Origin of the sequence: Actinospica acidithermotolerans, assembly GCF_018139625.1 — a bacterium.
GTDB classification, from domain to species: domain Bacteria; phylum Actinomycetota; class Actinomycetes; order Streptomycetales; family Catenulisporaceae; genus Actinospica; species Actinospica acidithermotolerans.
In genome coordinates this window covers 1-16,643 of sequence record NZ_JAGSOH010000140.1, presented here as the reverse complement: position 1 = coordinate 16,643, position 16,643 = coordinate 1, and the positions used below count along the sequence as shown (strand labels likewise).

At 71.7% G+C, this 16,643-nt stretch carries 14 protein-coding genes and 1 rRNA gene; 14 read left to right on the top strand and 1 reads right to left on the bottom strand.

Annotation, left to right across the window (positions count from 1 at the left end; translation table 11 throughout):
- Positions 1-7 precede the first annotated feature (7 nt).
- A 5S ribosomal RNA gene (gene rrf / locus KDK95_RS29980) occupies positions 8-124 on the top strand.
- Between the two features lie 475 nt (positions 125-599).
- Here the strand turns inward: rrf and bldD are convergent.
- The gene (gene bldD / locus KDK95_RS29975; protein WP_212521693.1) at positions 600-1,151 is read right to left on the bottom strand and encodes a transcriptional regulator BldD; all 552 of its coding nucleotides are present in this window, start codon (positions 1,149-1,151) and stop codon (positions 600-602) included.
- Positions 1,152-1,519: 368 nt separating this feature from the next.
- On the opposite strand from bldD, the gene pyrR reads away from it, so the two are divergent.
- The 13 genes from pyrR to metK all read left to right on the top strand — a co-directional run bounded on the left by pyrR (position 1,520) and on the right by metK (position 16,282).
- The gene (gene pyrR / locus KDK95_RS29970; protein WP_212521692.1) at positions 1,520-2,125 is read left to right on the top strand and encodes a bifunctional pyr operon transcriptional regulator/uracil phosphoribosyltransferase PyrR; all 606 of its coding nucleotides are present in this window, start codon (positions 1,520-1,522) and stop codon (positions 2,123-2,125) included.
- Positions 2,122-3,078, top strand: coding sequence for an aspartate carbamoyltransferase catalytic subunit (locus KDK95_RS29965; RefSeq protein ID WP_212521691.1), 957 nt, complete (start codon positions 2,122-2,124; stop codon positions 3,076-3,078). The genes pyrR and KDK95_RS29965 overlap by 4 nt, the downstream gene beginning before the upstream one ends.
- Positions 3,079-3,161: 83 nt before the next feature.
- On the top strand, positions 3,162-4,427 hold the full coding sequence (locus tag KDK95_RS29960; protein ID WP_372463406.1) for a dihydroorotase: 1,266 nt from the start codon (positions 3,162-3,164) through the stop codon (positions 4,425-4,427).
- Positions 4,424-5,002, top strand: a complete 579-nt coding sequence (locus tag KDK95_RS29955) for a PH-like domain-containing protein (RefSeq protein ID WP_212521689.1) — start codon at positions 4,424-4,426, stop codon at positions 5,000-5,002. The genes KDK95_RS29960 and KDK95_RS29955 overlap by 4 nt, the downstream gene beginning before the upstream one ends.
- On the top strand, positions 4,999-6,162 hold the full coding sequence (gene carA, locus KDK95_RS29950) for a glutamine-hydrolyzing carbamoyl-phosphate synthase small subunit (RefSeq protein ID WP_212521688.1): 1,164 nt from the start codon (positions 4,999-5,001) through the stop codon (positions 6,160-6,162). The genes KDK95_RS29955 and carA overlap by 4 nt, the downstream gene beginning before the upstream one ends.
- Positions 6,162-9,464 (top strand): carbamoyl-phosphate synthase large subunit, encoded by a 3,303-nt coding sequence (gene carB / locus KDK95_RS29945; RefSeq protein WP_212521687.1) that lies wholly within the window; start codon positions 6,162-6,164, stop codon positions 9,462-9,464. Before carA ends, carB begins: the two co-directional genes overlap by 1 nt.
- 91 nt (positions 9,465-9,555) lie before the next feature.
- Positions 9,556-10,635 (top strand): quinone-dependent dihydroorotate dehydrogenase, encoded by a 1,080-nt coding sequence (locus KDK95_RS29940; protein ID WP_212521686.1) that lies wholly within the window; start codon positions 9,556-9,558, stop codon positions 10,633-10,635.
- Entirely contained in the window at positions 10,632-11,495 is an 864-nt protein-coding gene (gene pyrF / locus KDK95_RS29935) for an orotidine-5'-phosphate decarboxylase (RefSeq protein WP_212521685.1), read from the top strand. Before KDK95_RS29940 ends, pyrF begins: the two co-directional genes overlap by 4 nt.
- 550 nt (positions 11,496-12,045) lie before the next feature.
- Positions 12,046-12,366, top strand: a complete 321-nt coding sequence (gene mihF / locus KDK95_RS29930) for an integration host factor, actinobacterial type (protein ID WP_212521684.1) — start codon at positions 12,046-12,048, stop codon at positions 12,364-12,366.
- 184 nt (positions 12,367-12,550) lie between these two features.
- Positions 12,551-13,150, top strand: coding sequence for a guanylate kinase (gene gmk / locus KDK95_RS29925; protein WP_307844784.1), 600 nt, complete (start codon positions 12,551-12,553; stop codon positions 13,148-13,150).
- 119 nt (positions 13,151-13,269) lie between these two features.
- Positions 13,270-13,557, top strand: coding sequence for a DNA-directed RNA polymerase subunit omega (rpoZ, locus tag KDK95_RS29920; RefSeq protein ID WP_212521683.1), 288 nt, complete (start codon positions 13,270-13,272; stop codon positions 13,555-13,557).
- A gap of 34 nt (positions 13,558-13,591) precedes the next feature.
- Positions 13,592-14,839 (top strand): bifunctional phosphopantothenoylcysteine decarboxylase/phosphopantothenate--cysteine ligase CoaBC, encoded by a 1,248-nt coding sequence (gene coaBC, locus KDK95_RS29915; protein WP_212521682.1) that lies wholly within the window; start codon positions 13,592-13,594, stop codon positions 14,837-14,839.
- A gap of 237 nt (positions 14,840-15,076) precedes the next feature.
- Positions 15,077-16,282, top strand: a complete 1,206-nt coding sequence (gene metK / locus KDK95_RS29910) for a methionine adenosyltransferase (RefSeq protein ID WP_212521681.1) — start codon at positions 15,077-15,079, stop codon at positions 16,280-16,282.
- Positions 16,283-16,643: the final 361 nt, after the last annotated feature.

Here is a 16,643-nt window from a genome sequence, read left to right as displayed (position 1 = left end):
ATGATCGTGCGGCGGTCATGGCGGCGGGGAAACGCCCGGTCCCATCCCGAACCCGGAAGCTAAGCCCGCCAGCGCCGATGGTACTGCAAGGGGGACCTTGTGGGAGAGTAGGACGCCGCCGCGCTACTTGTGCAGTACACGATGAGCCCCAGGCCGTGACGGTCTGGGGCTCATCGTGTTTTCCGGGCCCTGGCACGGCGCATACGCTGCGAAGCCCAGTGTGGTCTGCACCCGAGTTTCTCAGGGCACGGTCGTAGTCGGCTTGCCGGTCGACAGTCCCTGGTTGCCGGCCTTGGGGGCCGCCGTCACCGCCATCGGCTCGCATTTTGTTATGGGACCGCGCCCCCTTGGGTCCGTCAACGAACGGCGGGAAACGAAAGTCCCCTGACGAGGGCGGTAGGTGAAAGTCCAGCTCCGCAGTGGGAAATCTGCACGCGAACGATGGTCCCTTCATCGGGCAGTGGGAAAGTCCACACTGACGATGGTCCTGTCAGCGGCGGGATTCGGCGGCGGGAAAACGGAAGTCCCCTCGCGGCCTGGCGGCCGGAGGGGACTTTCGAGGCCTTCGAGAACCCTTCGCGGTGGTTCCGGGGCGGGGCTCAGTCCTCGTCTTCGTCGAGGAGCTCTTCCTCGTCGAGCTCGTCGTCGGCGAAGTCGGCGTCGAAGTTGACGGCGCGGCGGGCGTCGGCGTCCAGCACGCCCCACTCGATGAGCAGGTCGACGAGCACCGAGGGCTGCAGGTCGAAGATGACCGAGAGGGTGCGCAGGTCGTCTTGGCGGATGGAGAGCACCCGGCCGTTGTAGTCGCCGCGCTGGCTCTGGATGGCCGCGACGTAGCGCATCAGCGGGGCGGCCTTGTCCTCGCCCAGGTTCTGCAGCACCTCGAGGTTCAGCATCAGCTTCGGCGGCAGTTCGGCCGCGGCGTTCGGGCTGCCGCCGGGCAGCAGCTCGTGGACCGGGACGCCGTAGAAGTGCGCGAGCTCCGCCAGGCGCTGCACCGTCACGGCACGGTCGCCGCGCTCGTAGGAGCCGACGACGACGGCCTTCCAGCGGCCCTGGGACTTCTGCTCGACGCCGTGCAGCGACAGGCCCTGCTGGGTCCTGATCGCGCGGAGCCGCGCGCCTAGCGCCTTGGCGTACTCGGTAGACATAGGATCTCCCCATCGAAGGCTCTGTGTTTCTCGGTCGACCTTCCCGGCGACCTTGACGGATGTTACGCAGAGTAACTTACCTTCGTCAAGGCAGCAGGTCATGCGATGACCGGCGTTTCTACATCTGGCAGCCTATGTCACGTCTGATGCCGACTCGCACCCGCACCCCCAGGTCGGAGCTCTTCACTCCATGTTCCGACAGGCCAGGGCGTTTGCCCGCCTCGTGCGGGCTTTTTGAGTATTTCAGTCCTTCTCTTGACGCAGAATTGACCCGCTGAACCGGTTGATCCGCTGCTCCTGGTAGGGTGAGTGCGTCCGACGTCCTTTAAGTCCTGTCCCGTGAGGCAGGGAAGGGGGTCTGCTTCGGCATGACCGATGGCACCGAAACCACTGTATCCCCCGCCGCGCCGGCGAGCGCGGCGCAGGCGGCGATGCGCGCCGTTCTCGACGCTTCCGCCGTTTCCCGGGCGCTGACCCGGATAGCCCACGAGATCCTCGAACGCACCCAGGGCGCCGACGACGCGGTGCTTCTGGGCATCCCCACCCGCGGCGCCCATCTGGCGACCCGGCTCGGCGCGCAGATCGCCGCCGTCGAGGGGCTCGAGCTGCCGATCGGCACGCTCGACGTCACGATGTACCGCGACGATCTGCGGCTGCGGCCGGCCCGTGCGATCAAGCGCACGGAGATCCCGAGCGGCGGGATCGACGGCAAGCTCGTGGTCCTCGTCGACGACGTGCTCTTCTCCGGCCGCACGATCCGCGCCGCGCTCGACGCGCTCGGCGACATCGGCCGGCCCCGCGCGGTGCAGCTCGCCGTGCTCGTCGACCGCGGTCACCGGGAGCTGCCGATCCGGGCCGACTACGTGGGCAAGAACCTGCCGACCGCGCAGCGCGAGACCGTCCAGGTCCGGCTGGCCGAGACCGACGGCCAGGACGCTGTGCTGCTCGGGGTGAAGGGAGCCGGAGCCCGATGAAGAGGCACCTGCTGTCCACGGCGGACCTCTCCGCCGACGACGCGACGCTGATCCTGGACACGGCCGCCGAGCTCGCCCGCATCGCCGACCGGCCGATCAAGAAACTGCCGACCCTCCGCGGACGGACCGTGGTGAACCTCTTCTACGAGGACTCCACCCGCACCCGGATCTCCTTCGAGACCGCCGCCAAGCGGCTGAGCGCGGACGTGATCAACTTCTCCGCCAAGGGCTCGAGCGTCTCGAAGGGCGAGTCCCTGAAGGACACCGCGCTCACCCTCGAGGCGATGGGCGCCGACGCCGTGGTCGTCAGGCACTGGGCCTCGGGCGGCGCTTACCGGCTCGCTCACGCCGGCTGGATCCGCAGCGCGGTCGTGAACGCGGGCGACGGGACGCACGAGCACCCGACGCAGGCGCTGCTCGACGCCTACACCCTGCGCAGCAGGCTGGGCAGCCTCGAGGGGCGCCGGATCGGCATCGTCGGCGACGTCCTGCACAGCCGCGTCGCGCGTTCGAACGTGCGGCTGCTGTCCACTCTCGGCGCCGAGGTGACGCTCGTCGCCCCGCCGACGCTGATGCCGTTCGCGGTCGAGGGCTGGCCGTGCTCCTCCTCGTACGACCTCGACCCGGTGCTGCCGAAGCTCGACGCCGTGATGATGCTGCGGGTGCAGCGGGAGCGGATGGACCAGGCGTTCTTCCCGACCGAGCGCGAGTACTCGCGGCGGTACGGGCTGCACGCCCAGCGGATGGCCGCGCTGCCGGAGCACGCCGTCGTGATGCACCCCGGACCGATGAACCGCGGACTGGAGATCTCGGCCGAGGTCGCCGATTCGACCCGGTCCACGATCACCGAGCAGGTCGCGAACGGCGTCTCGGTGCGGATGGCGGTGCTCTACCTGCTGCTCGGCGGCAGCGAACCGGCGATCGGAACCGAGAACGAGGGAGGCGCCAAGTGAGCGAGCTCGCGAGCGAGAAGCCGAGTCCGGCTGCGGACGCGTACACCGAGCGCCAGCGAGGTGGCGGTAGCGGCAACTGGACCATTCGAGGGGCGCGCATCCTCGGCGGGGAGGCCCGGGACCTGTTCATCCGGGACGGCGTGTTCGTCGCCGAGGAGGTCCGCGGCGCCCAGGTGGTGGACGCGGACGGGCTGATCGCGCTGCCGGGCCTCGTCGACCTGCACACGCACCTGCGTGAGCCGGGCCGCGAGGACGCCGAGACGGTGGCCACCGGCAGCCGCGCGGCGGCCGCGGGCGGATACACGGCCGTGCACGCGATGGCGAACACCGACCCGGTCGCGGACACCGCGGGCGTCGTCGAGCAGGTCTGGCGGCTCGGCCGCGAGGCCGGCTACTGCGACGTGCAGCCGGTCGGCGCGGTGACCGTGGGGATCGCCGGCGAGCGGCTCGCCGAGCTCGGTGCGATGGCGGACAGCGCGGCGCGGGTCCGGGTCTTCTCGGACGACGGCCACTGCGTGTCCGACGCCGCGCTGATGCGCCGGGCGCTCGAGTACGTCAAGGCCTTCGGCGGCGTGGTCGCGCAGCACGCGCAGGAGCCGCGGCTGACCGAGGGCGCGCAGATGAACGAGGGCGAGGTCTCCAGCGCCCTCGGCCTGCGCGGCTGGCCCGCGGTCGCCGAGGAGGCCGTCATCGCGCGCGACGTGCTGCTCGCCGCGCACACCGGATCCCGGCTGCACGTCTGCCACCTGTCCACGGCCGGCTCCGTCGAGCTGGTGCGCTGGGCCAAGTCCAAGGGCTACCCGGTCACCGCCGAGGTGACGCCGCACCACCTGCTGCTCACCGACGACCTCGTGCGCGGCTACGACCCCGTCTACAAGGTCAACCCGCCGCTGCGCACCCAGGCCGACGTCGAGGCCGTGCGCGCGGGCCTGGCCGACGGCACGATCGACGTCGTCGCCACCGACCACGCGCCGCACCCGGTCGAGGCCAAGGACTGCGAGTGGGCCGTCGCGGCCATGGGGATGCTCGGCCTCGAGACGGCGCTGTCGGTGGTGCAGCACACAATGGTGGAGACCGGGCTGCTGGACTGGGCCGGGGTCGCCGACCGGATGTCGGTGCGCGCCGCCGCGATCGGATCGCTGGACGGCCACGGCCGGCCGCTGGAGCCGGGCGAGCCCGCCAACCTCGTCCTGCTCGACCCGGCCGCGAGCCGCACGATCGAGCCGGCCGAGCTGCACTCGCGGTCGCGCAACACCCCGTTCGCGGGGCTGAAACTGCCCGGCGCCGTCCGCGCGACGTTCCTGCGCGGCACGGCGACGGTACTCGAAGGAAAGGTGATCGACCGATGACGAGCGAAGCTGTGCTGACTACCATCCAGGCGGCGTCCGGCGAACACAGCGCCCCGGTGACGCAGCTGGCCGCTCGGCTCGGTCTGACGGTGCTGATCCTGGCCGTTTTCGCGGGCATCTGCTGGGGCATGTGGCGCGGCTACCGGCGCCGCGCCGCCCGGCAGGCCGACCTGCCGGCGCCCGCGACCACGGCACCGGTCGCGATCGCCGAGGAGGACGGCATCGAGGGCGTCTACGCCTCCACCACCACGCACGCCGACTGGCTGGACCGGATCGCCGCGCACGACCTCGGGCTGCGCAGCAACGCGAGCGTCGCGGTCGTCGGCGAGGGCGTGTTCTTCGCCCGCGAGGCGGCGTCGGACCTGTTCATCCCGGCCGCGGACGTCGTCGGCGCGGAGCTCGCGCCGGGCATCGCGGGCAAGGTGACCGGCGGCGAGGGCGTGGTCCTGATCACCTGGAAGCTCGGCGAGTACACCCTCGACACCGGCTTCCACCCGCGGGCGAAGGCCGACCGCGAGCGCCTCGTCGAGGCCGTGAACGCGCTGGGGCAGCACAAGAAGGAGGTCGCCGCGTGAGCAGCTACGCAGAGCGGGAGGCGGTGCTCGTCCTGGAGGACGGCCGCTCGTTCCGCGGCGAGGCCTACGGCGCCGTCGGCGAGACCTACGGCGAGGCCGTGTTCTCCACCGGCATGACCGGCTACCAGGAGACGCTGACCGACCCGTCGTACTGCGGGCAGGTCGTCGTGATGACCTTCCCGCACATCGGGAACACCGGCGCGAACGACGAGGACCCGGAGTCGCGTCGTCCCACGACGCAGTCCGGCCGGATCTGGGTGTCCGGCTACGTGGTGCGCGACCCGGCGCGCCGCGCGTCCAACTGGCGTGCGCAGCGCTCGCTGGACGAGGAGCTGCGCAACCAGGGGATCGTCGGGATCAGCGGGATCGACACCCGGGCGCTCACCCGGCACCTGCGCGAGCGCGGCGCGATGCGCGTCGGCATCTTCTCCGGCGCCTCGGCCCAGGCCGACCCGGCCGCGCTGCTGCAGCGCGTGAAGGCCAGCCCCGAGATGGTCGGCGCGGACTTCACCGGCGAGGTGAGCACGCCTGACCCGTACGTCGTCGAGCCGATCGGCGAGCACCGCCACACCGTCGTCTCGCTCGACCTCGGCATCAAGTCGATGACCCCGCACCGCATGGCCGAGCGCGGAATCCGCTCGCACGTGATGCCCGGGAGCGCGACGCTGGAGCAGATCCTCGCGGTCGCCCCCGACGGCGTGTTCCTCTCCAACGGCCCCGGCGACCCGGCTACGCAGGACGAGGTCGTCGCCGTGGTGCGCGGGCTGCTGGAGCGCAGGATCCCGGTGTTCGGCATCTGCTTCGGCAACCAGATCCTCGGCCGCGCGCTCGGCTTCGGCACCTACAAGCTCAAGTACGGCCACCGCGGCATCAACCAGCCGGTCCAGGACCGGAGCACCGGCAAGGTCGAGGTCACCGCGCACAACCACGGCTTCGCCGTGGACGCGCCGACCGACCGCGTCTCCGAGACCCCGTTCGGCCGCGTCGAGGTCAGCCACGTGAACCTCAACGACGACGTGGTGGAGGGCCTCGCCTGCCTCGACGTGCCGGCCTTCTCCGTGCAGTACCACCCCGAGGCGGCCGCCGGGCCGCACGACGCGGCGTACCTGTTCGACAGGTTCGTCGATCTGATGGCGGACCAGAAGAAGGGCGGGGCCTGATGCCCAGGCGGGAAGACCTCAAGTCGGTGCTGGTCATCGGCTCCGGGCCGATCGTGATCGGCCAGGCCTGCGAGTTCGACTACTCCGGCACCCAGGCCTGCCGGGTGCTCAAGGCCGAGGGCCTGCGCGTGGTGCTGGTCAACTCCAACCCGGCCACGATCATGACCGACCCCGAGTTCGCCGACGCCACCTACGTCGAGCCGATCACCCCCGAGTTCGTCGAGAAGATCATCGCGAAGGAGCGGCCGGACGCGCTGCTGCCCACGCTCGGCGGCCAGACCGCGCTGAACACGGCCGTGGCGCTGGCCAAGTCCGGCGTGCTCGCCAAGTACGACGTCGAACTCATCGGCGCCGACATCGACGCGATCGAGCGCGGCGAGGACCGGGACAAGTTCAAGCGGATCGTCGACCAGATCGGCGCCGAGTCCGCGCGCTCGGTGATCTGCCACTCCATGGAGGACTGCCTGGCCGGCGTCGAGGAGCTCGGCGGCTACCCGGTCGTGGTCCGGCCCTCGTTCACCATGGGCGGCGCCGGCTCCGGTTTCGCGCACGACGAGGCGGACCTGCGGCGCATCGCGGGCACCGGCCTGCAGCTCTCGCCGACCACCGAGGTACTCCTGGAGGAGTCCATCCTCGGCTGGAAGGAGTACGAGCTCGAGCTGATGCGCGACCGCAAGGACAACGTCGTGGTCGTCTGCTCGATCGAGAACTTCGACCCGATGGGCGTGCACACCGGCGACTCGATCACCGTCGCGCCCTCGATGACGCTGACCGACCGCGAGTACCAGAAGCTGCGCGACATCGGCATCGCGATCATCCGCGCGGTCGGCGTGGACACCGGCGGCTGCAACATCCAGTTCGCGGTCAACCCGGAAGACGGCCGGATCATCGTCATCGAGATGAACCCGCGCGTCTCGCGCTCCTCGGCCCTCGCCTCCAAGGCCACCGGCTTCCCGATCGCGAAGATCGCGGCGCGGCTGGCCGTCGGCTACACGCTGGACGAGATCCCGAACGACATCACCCGCGAGACTCCCGCGTCCTTCGAGCCGACGCTGGACTACGTCGTGGTCAAGGTGCCGCGCTTCGCCTTCGAGAAGTTCCCGCACGCCGACGCCACGCTGACCACGACCATGAAGTCGGTCGGCGAGGCCATGGCGATCGGCCGCAACTTCCCCGAGGCGCTGCAGAAGGCGCTGCGCTCGCTGGAGAAGAAGGGCTCCGAGTTCTCCTTCGCCGGAGAGCCGGGGGACAAGTCCGAGCTGCTGGCCAAGGCCGCGATCCCGACCGACGGCCGGATCAACACCGCGATGCAGGCGCTGCGCGCCGGCGCGAGCCTGGAAGAGGTCTTCGACTCCACGAAGATCGACCCCTGGTTCATCGACCAGATGCAGCTGATCCACGAGGTCGCCCAGGACCTCGCCGCGGCCGCGGACCTCTCGCCCGCGATCCTGCGCCGGGCCAAGCGCTACGGCTTCTCCGACGCGCAGATCGGCGCCATCCGCAGCATGGACGAGGCCGTGGTCCGCGCGGTCCGGCACGCGCTCGGCATCCGGCCGGTCTACAAGACCGTCGACACCTGCGCCGCCGAGTTCGCCGCCGCGACCCCGTACCACTACTCGTCCTACGACGAGGAGACCGAGGTCGCGCCGCGCGAGCGGCCCGCGGTGCTGATCCTCGGCTCCGGCCCGAACCGCATCGGCCAGGGCGTCGAGTTCGACTACTCCTGCGTGCACGCGTCCTTCGCGCTGCGCGAGGCCGGGTACGAGACCGTGATGGTCAACTGCAACCCGGAGACCGTCTCGACCGACTACGACACCTCCGACCGGCTGTACTTCGAGCCGCTCACCCTCGAGGACGTGCTCGAGGTCTACCACGCCGAATCGCAGGCCGGGCCGGTCGCCGGCGTGGTCGTGCAGCTCGGCGGGCAGACCCCGCTCGGCCTCGCGCAGCGGCTCAAGGACGCCGGCGTGCCGATCGTCGGCACCAGCCCGGAGGCCATCCACCTCGCCGAGGAGCGCGGCGCCTTCGGCCGGGTGCTCGACGAGGCGGGCCTGAACGCGCCGAAGCACGGTACCGCCTTCTCCTTCCACGAGGCCAAGGCCATCGCGGACGAGATCGGCTACCCGGTGCTGGTCCGGCCGAGCTACGTGCTCGGCGGCCGCGGCATGGAGATCGTCTACGACGAGCCCTCGCTCGCCTCCTACCTGGAGCGGCACGCGGGCCTGATCTCCGAGCACCCGGTGCTGGTCGACCGCTTCCTCGACGACGCCATCGAGATCGACGTCGACGCGCTCTACGACGGCACCGACCTGTTCCTCGGCGGCGTCATGGAGCACATCGAGGAGGCCGGCATCCACTCCGGCGACTCGGCCTGCGCGCTGCCGCCGATCACCCTCGGCGGCGCCGACCTCAAGCGGCTGCGCACCTCCACCGAGGCGATCGCGCGCGGCGTGGGCGTGCGCGGCCTGATCAACATCCAGTTCGCGCTCGCCGGGGACATCCTCTACGTCCTCGAGGCGAACCCGCGGGCCTCGCGCACCGTCCCGTTCGTCTCCAAGGCCACGGCCGTCCCGCTCGCCAAGGCCGCCGCGCGGATCTCGCTCGGCGCGACCATCGCCGAGCTGCGCGCCGAGGGACTGCTGCCGGCCAAGGGCGACGGCGGCACGCTGCCGTTCGACGCGCCGATCGCGGTGAAGGAGGCCGTGATGCCGTGGAGCCGCTTCCGCACCCCGGACGGCCAGGGCGTGGACGTGGTGCTCGGCCCGGAGATGAAGTCCACCGGCGAGGTCATGGGCATCGACGCCGACTTCGGCACCGCCTTCTCCAAGTCGCAGGCCGGGGCGTACGGCGCGCTGCCCACCAAGGGCCGGGTCTTCGTCTCGGTGGCCAACCGGGACAAGCGCTCGATGATCTTCCCGGTGAAGGTGCTGGCCGACCTCGGCTTCGAGATCCTGGCCACCGAGGGCACCGCCGAGGTGCTGCGCCGCAACGGCATCCGCGCCTCGGTCGTGCGCAAGCAGCACGAGGGCGTCGGCCCGGCCGGCGAGCCCACGGTCGTGCAGCGGATCATGGACGGCGACGTCGACCTGATCATCAACACCCCGTACGGCGTCGGGCCGCGGCTCGACGGCTACGAGATCCGCACCGCCGCGATCTCCACCGGCAAGCCGTGCATCACCACGGTCCAGGGGCTCGGCGCCGCGGTCCAGGGCATCGAGGCCATGCTGCGCGGCGACATCGGCGTCGGCTCGCTCCAGGAGCATGCGGACCGGCTGCGCGCGCGCCGCGACGAGGCGGTCTGATGGCCCGGGTCTGCCAGGCCCCGTTCCGCCTCGTGCGCGGTCGGGGCATGGACCCGGAGCGAGCGGACGACCTGGGCTGCGAGGCGGGCTGATGTTCTATCGACTGCTGTTCCGCAGCGTGTTTCAGGGCATGGACCCGGAACGCGCGCACCACCTCGGCTTCGGCGCGATCCGCGCCGCGGCCGGGGTGCCCGGCGGGTCCGCGGCGCTGCGCTCGGTCTTCGCGGCCGAGGACCCCGGGCTGCGGGTCAAGGCGCTCGGCCTGGAGTTCCCCGGGCCGTTCGGCCTGGCCGCCGGGTTCGACAAGAACGCGGTCGGGATCGACGCGCTGGCCGCGCTCGGTTTCTCCTTCGTCGAGGTCGGCACGGTCACCGGCCGCCCGCAGCCCGGCAACCCGGCGCCGCGGATGTTCCGGCTGGTCAGGGACCGTTGCCTGATCAACCGGATGGGCTTCAACAACGACGGCGCCGACGCGGTGGCCGCCCGGCTCGCGCGCCGCGCCGCGGCGCTCGAGAGAAACCCTGGAAAGTTTCCACCGGTGATCCTCGGCGTCAACATCGGCAAGACGAAGGTCGTGCCGGAGGACGAGGCCGTCGCCGACTACGTCTACTCGGCGGCGAAGCTGGCGCCCTACGCGGACTACCTCACCGTCAACGTCTCGTCGCCGAACACCCCCGGACTGCGCAACCTGCAGGCCGTCGAGGTGCTCCGGCCGCTGCTGCTGGCGGTGCGCGAGGCGGCCGACGCGGCGGCGGACCGGCGGGTGCCGCTGCTGGTGAAGATCGCGCCCGACCTGGCGAACGAGGACGTCGACGCCGTCGCCGACCTCGCCGTCGAGATCGGCCTGGACGGGATCATCGCCACCAACACCACCGTCGCGCGGCACGGCCTGCTCACCCCGGAGTCCGAGGTCGCGGCGTACGGCGCCGGCGGCCTGTCCGGGCCGGTGCTGCGCCCGCGCGCGATCGACGTGCTCACCCGGCTGCGCGGCCGCGTCGGCCCCGGGATGACGATCATCGGCGTCGGCGGCATCACCACCGCCGCGGACGCGCAGGAGTTCCTGGACGCCGGGGCGACCCTGCTGCAGGGCTTCACCGGATTCATCTACGAGGGCCCGCTCTGGGCCCGTCGCGTCCAGCACGGTCTGAGGCTGAAGGAGCTGCAGAAATGACCGACGCCCTCGAGCCCTTCGGCGCCCGGCTGCGCACGTCGATGGACGAGCGCGGGCCGCTGTGCGTGGGCATCGACCCGCACGCGGCGCTGCTGGGCTCCTGGAGCCTGCCCGACTCGGTCGCCGGCCTGGAGCGCTTCGCGCTGACGGTCGTCGAGGCGCTGGCCGAGCGGGTCGCGGTGCTCAAACCGCAGTCCTCGTTCTTCGAGCGCTTCGGGTCGGCGGGCATCGCCGTGCTGGAGCGCACGATCGCCGAGGCGCGTGCCGCCGGGGCGCTGGTGGTCCTGGACGTCAAGCGCGGCGACATCGGCTCGACGGTCGAGGCGTATGCCGACGCCTACCTGGACCCGGACTCCTCGCTGTTCGCGGACGCGGTCACGGTCTCGCCCTACCTGGGCTTCGGCGCACTGGAGCCCTTCCTCGAGCGGGCCGAGCAGCACGGCTGCGGCGTGTTCGTGCTGGCCTTCACCTCCAACCCGGAGGGCGCGACCGTGCAGCGCGCGGTCACCGCGGACGGCGAGACCGTCGGGGCGGCGATCCTCGCGCAGGCCGCCGCGCGCAACGGCGGCGCCGAGCCGATGGGGCCGGTCGGCGCCGTCGTCGGGGCCACGCTGACCGATCCGATCCCGTTCGACCTTGCCGCGCTCAACGGACCGCTGCTCGCGCCCGGCCTCGGCGCCCAGGGCGGCACCCCGGAGGGCCTGCGGGCGGTGTTCGGCGACGCGCTGGCGAACGTGGTGCCGTCGATGTCCCGCGAGATCCTGCGCAACGGGCCGGACGTGCCGGTGCTCAGGCGCGTGGCGCGCCAGGCCGCGCACGACTGCCGCACGGCGCTCGGATACCCGTCCGCCGGATTCTGAGCGCCCGGCGGCCTTCCGCGGTGATCCGTGACGAATCCGTGAAAGTGTGAAAAGAAAAACGGATTCTTTCGCATTTCCCTGATGCGTCTCCGGCGTGCCCGGACGCGGGTCGTCAACGGTTGGACCTTGAGTCAGCCACATGATCGATGAGGCGAAACCGCTCGTCGCCGCGGGGGTTCCGGTACCCCGCGGGGTCCGCCCCCGGGCGCTCCGGGGGCCCGTCGGGGGCGGGTGCGGACGCTTTGTCGGAATAATCTGGCCACGAATAATTCGGACATAGAACCCTAATTCCGGTCGTTTTCGCGCCGTTCGCGGGATGAATAGCGGGATCCGTCGCACACAGCGCGCCGGACTCGGGTACGCTCCGGTTTAATCGCAGACCAGCGGGGGTGTCACCTTGCAACCCCTGCTCGAAGCGACTAGGTTCCGGCAACGGACCACCGAGCCGACCGGCCGGGCGAAACGTCACACCCGAGCATTCGGGACCGTGTCGTTCCGGCGGGCCGACTCACCCCCACAATCCATTTCGACGTCATTGAGGTGAATTGGCGTGGCTCTCCCGCCCCTCACTCCCGAACAGCGCCAGGCTGCCCTCGAAAAGGCCGCCGCGGCCCGCCGCGAGCGTGCCGAGGTGAAGAACCGCCTCAAGCACTCCGGCGCCTCCCTGTCCGAGGTCGTCCAGGAAGGCCAGAAGAACCCGGTCATCGGCAAGATGCGGGTCTCGGCCCTCCTCGAGTCCCTGCCCGGCGTCGGCAAGGTCCGCGCCAAGCAGATCATGGAGCGGCTCTCGATCTCCGAGAACCGTCGCGTCGGCGGCCTCGGCGCCAACCAGATCGCCGCGCTCGAGCGCGAGTTCGGCACCGCGAAGTAACCCCCGGCGGTAAATCCGCCGGGTAGCGAACAGGCACGGTCGGCGGGGCCTGGAAAGGCGCAGGCGCGCGTTCAGACCCCGCGGGTCACGGGGCACGGGGCTACGGACTCCAGGTCCCGGCGGTGGCGTGTCGGCCGGTCCGCCGTTCCGACGGCGAACCGGCGATACGCTAGGCTCAGGTCGTGTGACGACCTCGATCGATTCCCCGCGCCCCGAGCCCGGCCACGGCGCGGAACGGCCCCGGCTGGTGGTGCTCTCCGGGCCCTCCGCCGTCGGCAAGAGCACGGTGGTCGCGCACATGCGCGCCCAGCACCCCGAGGTCTGGCTCTCCGTCTCGGCCACCACGCGGCACCCGCGTCCCGGCGAGATCGACGGCAAGCACTACCGCTTCGTCGACCAGCCCCAGTTCGACAAGCTCATCGCGAACGACGAGCTGCTCGAGTGGGCCGAGTTCGCGGGCAACCGCTACGGCACGCCGCGCCAGGCCGTGCTCGACAAGCTCGCCGCCGGCGAGCCCACCCTGCTCGAGATCGACGTGCAGGGCGCCCGCCAGGTGCGCAAGGCGATGCCCGACGCCCTGCTGGTCTTCCTCGCCCCGCCGAGCTGGGACGAACTGGTCCGCCGGCTGGTCGGCCGCGGCACCGAGACCGAGGAGGTGCGCGAGCGCCGGCTCGCCGCCGCCCGCGAGGAGCTCGCCTCCGAGAGCGAGTTCGACGTCACCCTGGTGAACACCACGGTCGAGGACGTGGCGCGCGAACTGTTAACCTTGATGGGTGTCGGTTGAGCGCGGCGGCCCGCGTTCCCGGCCCTTGCACCAGCTGAGAGGTAGCGAAGCGTGAGCATGACCGAGCCTCGATGGACGCAGTGCATTATCAACCCGATCGACGATCTGGAGTGCATCGAATGTCGATGACCGAGCCCGAGGGCATTATCAACCCGCCGATCGACGAGCTGCTCGAGGCGACCGACTCCAAGTACAGCCTGGTGATCTACGCGGCCAAGCGCGCCCGTCAGATCAACGCGTACTACTCGCAGCTCGGCGAGGGCCTGCTCGAGTACGTCGGCCCGCTGGTCGACACGCACGTGCACGAGAAGCCGCTGTCGATCGCGCTGCGCGAGATCAACGCCGGCCTGCTCACGGCCGAGCCGATCGAGCCGACCACCCCGGTCCCGCCGAACCAGGCCCTGTAGGCCCAGCACCGACCTTCCCACCAGCGAGCCGACGATGGCAGCCGAAGCGCGTTCGACGACGTCCGCGCGTCCCCGGGTGGTCCTGGGCGTGGGCGGCGGGATCGCCGCGTACAAGGCCTGCGAGCTGCTGCGGCGGCTGGCCGAGTCCGGCCACGACGTCACCGTGGTGCCCACCGCGAGCGCACTGCGCTTCGTGGGCGCGCCCACCTGGGAGGCGCTGTCCGGGCACCCGGTCTCCGCCGAGGTGTGGGAGTCCGTCTCCGAGGTGCCGCACGTGCGCCTCGGCCAGCAGGCCGACCTGGTCGTCGTCGCGCCGGCCACGGCGGACCTGCTCGCCCGCGCCGCGCACGGCCTGGCCGACGACCTGCTGACCAACACCCTGCTCACCGCCCGCTGCCCGGTGCTGTTCGCCCCCGCGATGCACACCGAGATGTGGCAGCACCCGGCGACCCGGGAGAACGTGGCCGCCCTGCGCCGCCGCGGCGCCGTCGTGCTCGACCCCGCGGTCGGCCGGCTGACCGGAGCCGACTCGGGTCCGGGCCGGCTGCCCGAGCCGCAGGAGATCTTCGAGGCGGCACTGGGCCTGCTGCGCCGCGGCTGCGCCGCCCCCGACCTCGCCGGACTGCGCGTGCTGATCACCGCGGGCGGCACCCGGGAGCCGCTGGACCCGGTCCGCTACCTGGGCAACCGCTCCTCCGGGATGCAGGGCTACGCGCTGGCCCGGGCCGCCGTGGCCCGCGGCGCCGAGGTCACCCTGATCGCCGCGAACGTCGCGCTGCCCGACCCGGCCGGGGTCAAGATGCTGCGCGCGGGCACGGCGCTGGAGCTGCGCGACGAGGTGCGCGCCGCCGCCGCGGAAGCCGACGTCGTGGTGATGAGCGCGGCGGTGGCCGACTTCCGCCCCGCCGACTACGCCGACGCGAAGATCAAGAAGGCCGACGACAGCTCCGCGCCGGAGCTGCGGCTGGTGCAGAACCCGCACATCCTGCGCGAGATCGGGCACGAGCGGCTGCGCCCCGGCCAGACCGTCGTCGGTTTCGCCGCCGAGACCGGGGACGCCGAGCACTCCGCGCTCGAGCTCGGCCGCCGCAAGCTGGCGAAGTACGGCGTCGACCTGCTGGTGGTCAACGAGGTCGGCGTGGACAAGGTCTTCGGCCGCCCGGAGACCGAGGCGGTGATCCTGGACGCGGCCGGGGACGAGGCGGCCGTGCCGCCCGGGCCGAAGTCCGCGCTGGCCGAGGAGATCTGGAACCGGGTCGCCGCTTGGCGGGCCCGCGGCTGACCCCGCCGATCCGGCCGGCCCGCGCCGCTGCGGGGCACTGCGGGCGAGCGCGGGGGCGGACCGAAGATGCCGACGTCGCTGTCGTCGATCGCCGGGCCGGTCCCAGGCGGCCACGCGGATGGACCGGACGTGGCGCATGCGTCGCTCACAGGTCGATACTGCTGGGCATGCCCGGGGTAACGGCGGTTAGACTGGCTCCCGTCGAGTCAGCAGCCGCTGCATGAAGGAGTAGCCCCCGTGGTCCGTCCGTACACCGATCGCCGCCTGTTCACCTCGGAGTCCGTGACCGAGGGCCACCCCGACAAGATCGCCGACCAGATCAGCGACACGATCCTGGACGCGATGCTGGCCCAGGACCCGACCTCCCGGGTCGCCGTCGAGACGCTGATCACCACCGGCCAGGTGCACGTGGCCGGCGAGGTCACCACCGGCGGCTGGGTGGACATCCCGCACCTGGTGCGCGAGCGCATCCTGGAGATCGGCTACGACTCCTCGAAGAAGGGCTTCGACGGCGCCTCCTGCGGCGTGTCGATCTCCATCGGCTCGCAGTCCCCGGACATCGCGCAGGGCGTGGACGCCGCCTACGAGACCCGCCTCGGGGGCGAGCTGGACGAGCTCGACCGGCAGGGCGCCGGCGACCAGGGCCTGATGTTCGGCTACGCGTGCTCCGACACGCCCGAGCTGATGCCGCTGCCGATCGCCCTCGCGCACCGGCTGGCCCGCCGCCTGGCCCAGGTCCGCAAGGACGGCCAGGTCGCCTACCTGCGCCCGGACGGCAAGACCCAGGTCACCATCGAGTACGACGGCGACAAGCCGGTCCGCCTCGACACCGTGGTCGTCTCCACCCAGCACGCCTCGGACATCGACCTCGAGACGCTGCTCGCCCCGGACATCAAGGAGTACGTCGTCGACCCCGAGCTCGCCACGCTCGACATCGAGACCGAGGGCTACCGCCTGCTGGTCAACCCCACCGGCCGCTTCGAGATCGGCGGCCCGATGGGCGACGCCGGCCTGACCGGCCGCAAGATCATCGTCGACACCTACGGCGGAATGGCCCGCCACGGCGGCGGCGCCTTCTCCGGCAAGGACCCGTCCAAGGTGGACCGCTCGGCCGCGTACGCGATGCGCTGGGTCGCCAAGAACGTCGTCGCCGCGGGGCTGGCCCGCCGCTGCGAGGTGCAGGTCGCCTACGCGATCGGCAAGGCCGAGCCGGTGGGCCTGTTCGTGGAGACCTTCGGCACCGAGACCGTCCCGGTGGACCGGATCCAGGCCGCCGTCGGCAAGGTCTTCGACCTGCGCCCCGCGGCGATCATCCGCGACCTGGACCTCAAGCGCCCCATCTACGCGGAGACCGCGCGCTACGGCCACTTCGGCCGCGAGCTGCCGGAGTTCACCTGGGAGCGCACCGACCGCGTCGACGCCCTGAAGGCCGCGGTCGCCTAAGCAGCCCAGAGAGCTCGCCCGCCGCCGGAGGAAGCCCCGGCGGCGGGCGAGCTTTCTTGGGAGGTTCGGAGGGGATCTCGGCACCCGGCCCCGGCTGCGCACGCCGAGCGCAGCACCAACCGTCTGAAACTCCACTGCTGCGCCTGCACGGGCTCGCCGAGCCTGCACGGACTCGCCCGAGCCTGCACGGGCTCGCCGAGCCTGCACGGACTCGCCCGAGCCTGCACGGACTCGCCCGAGCCTGCACGGACTCGCCCGAGCCTGCACGGGCCCGCTGTGCCCGCACGGGCCCGCCGAGCCCGCACGAGCCCGCTGCGCCCGCCCGAGCCCGCCGAGCCTGTACGGGCCTTCCGAGCCTGCC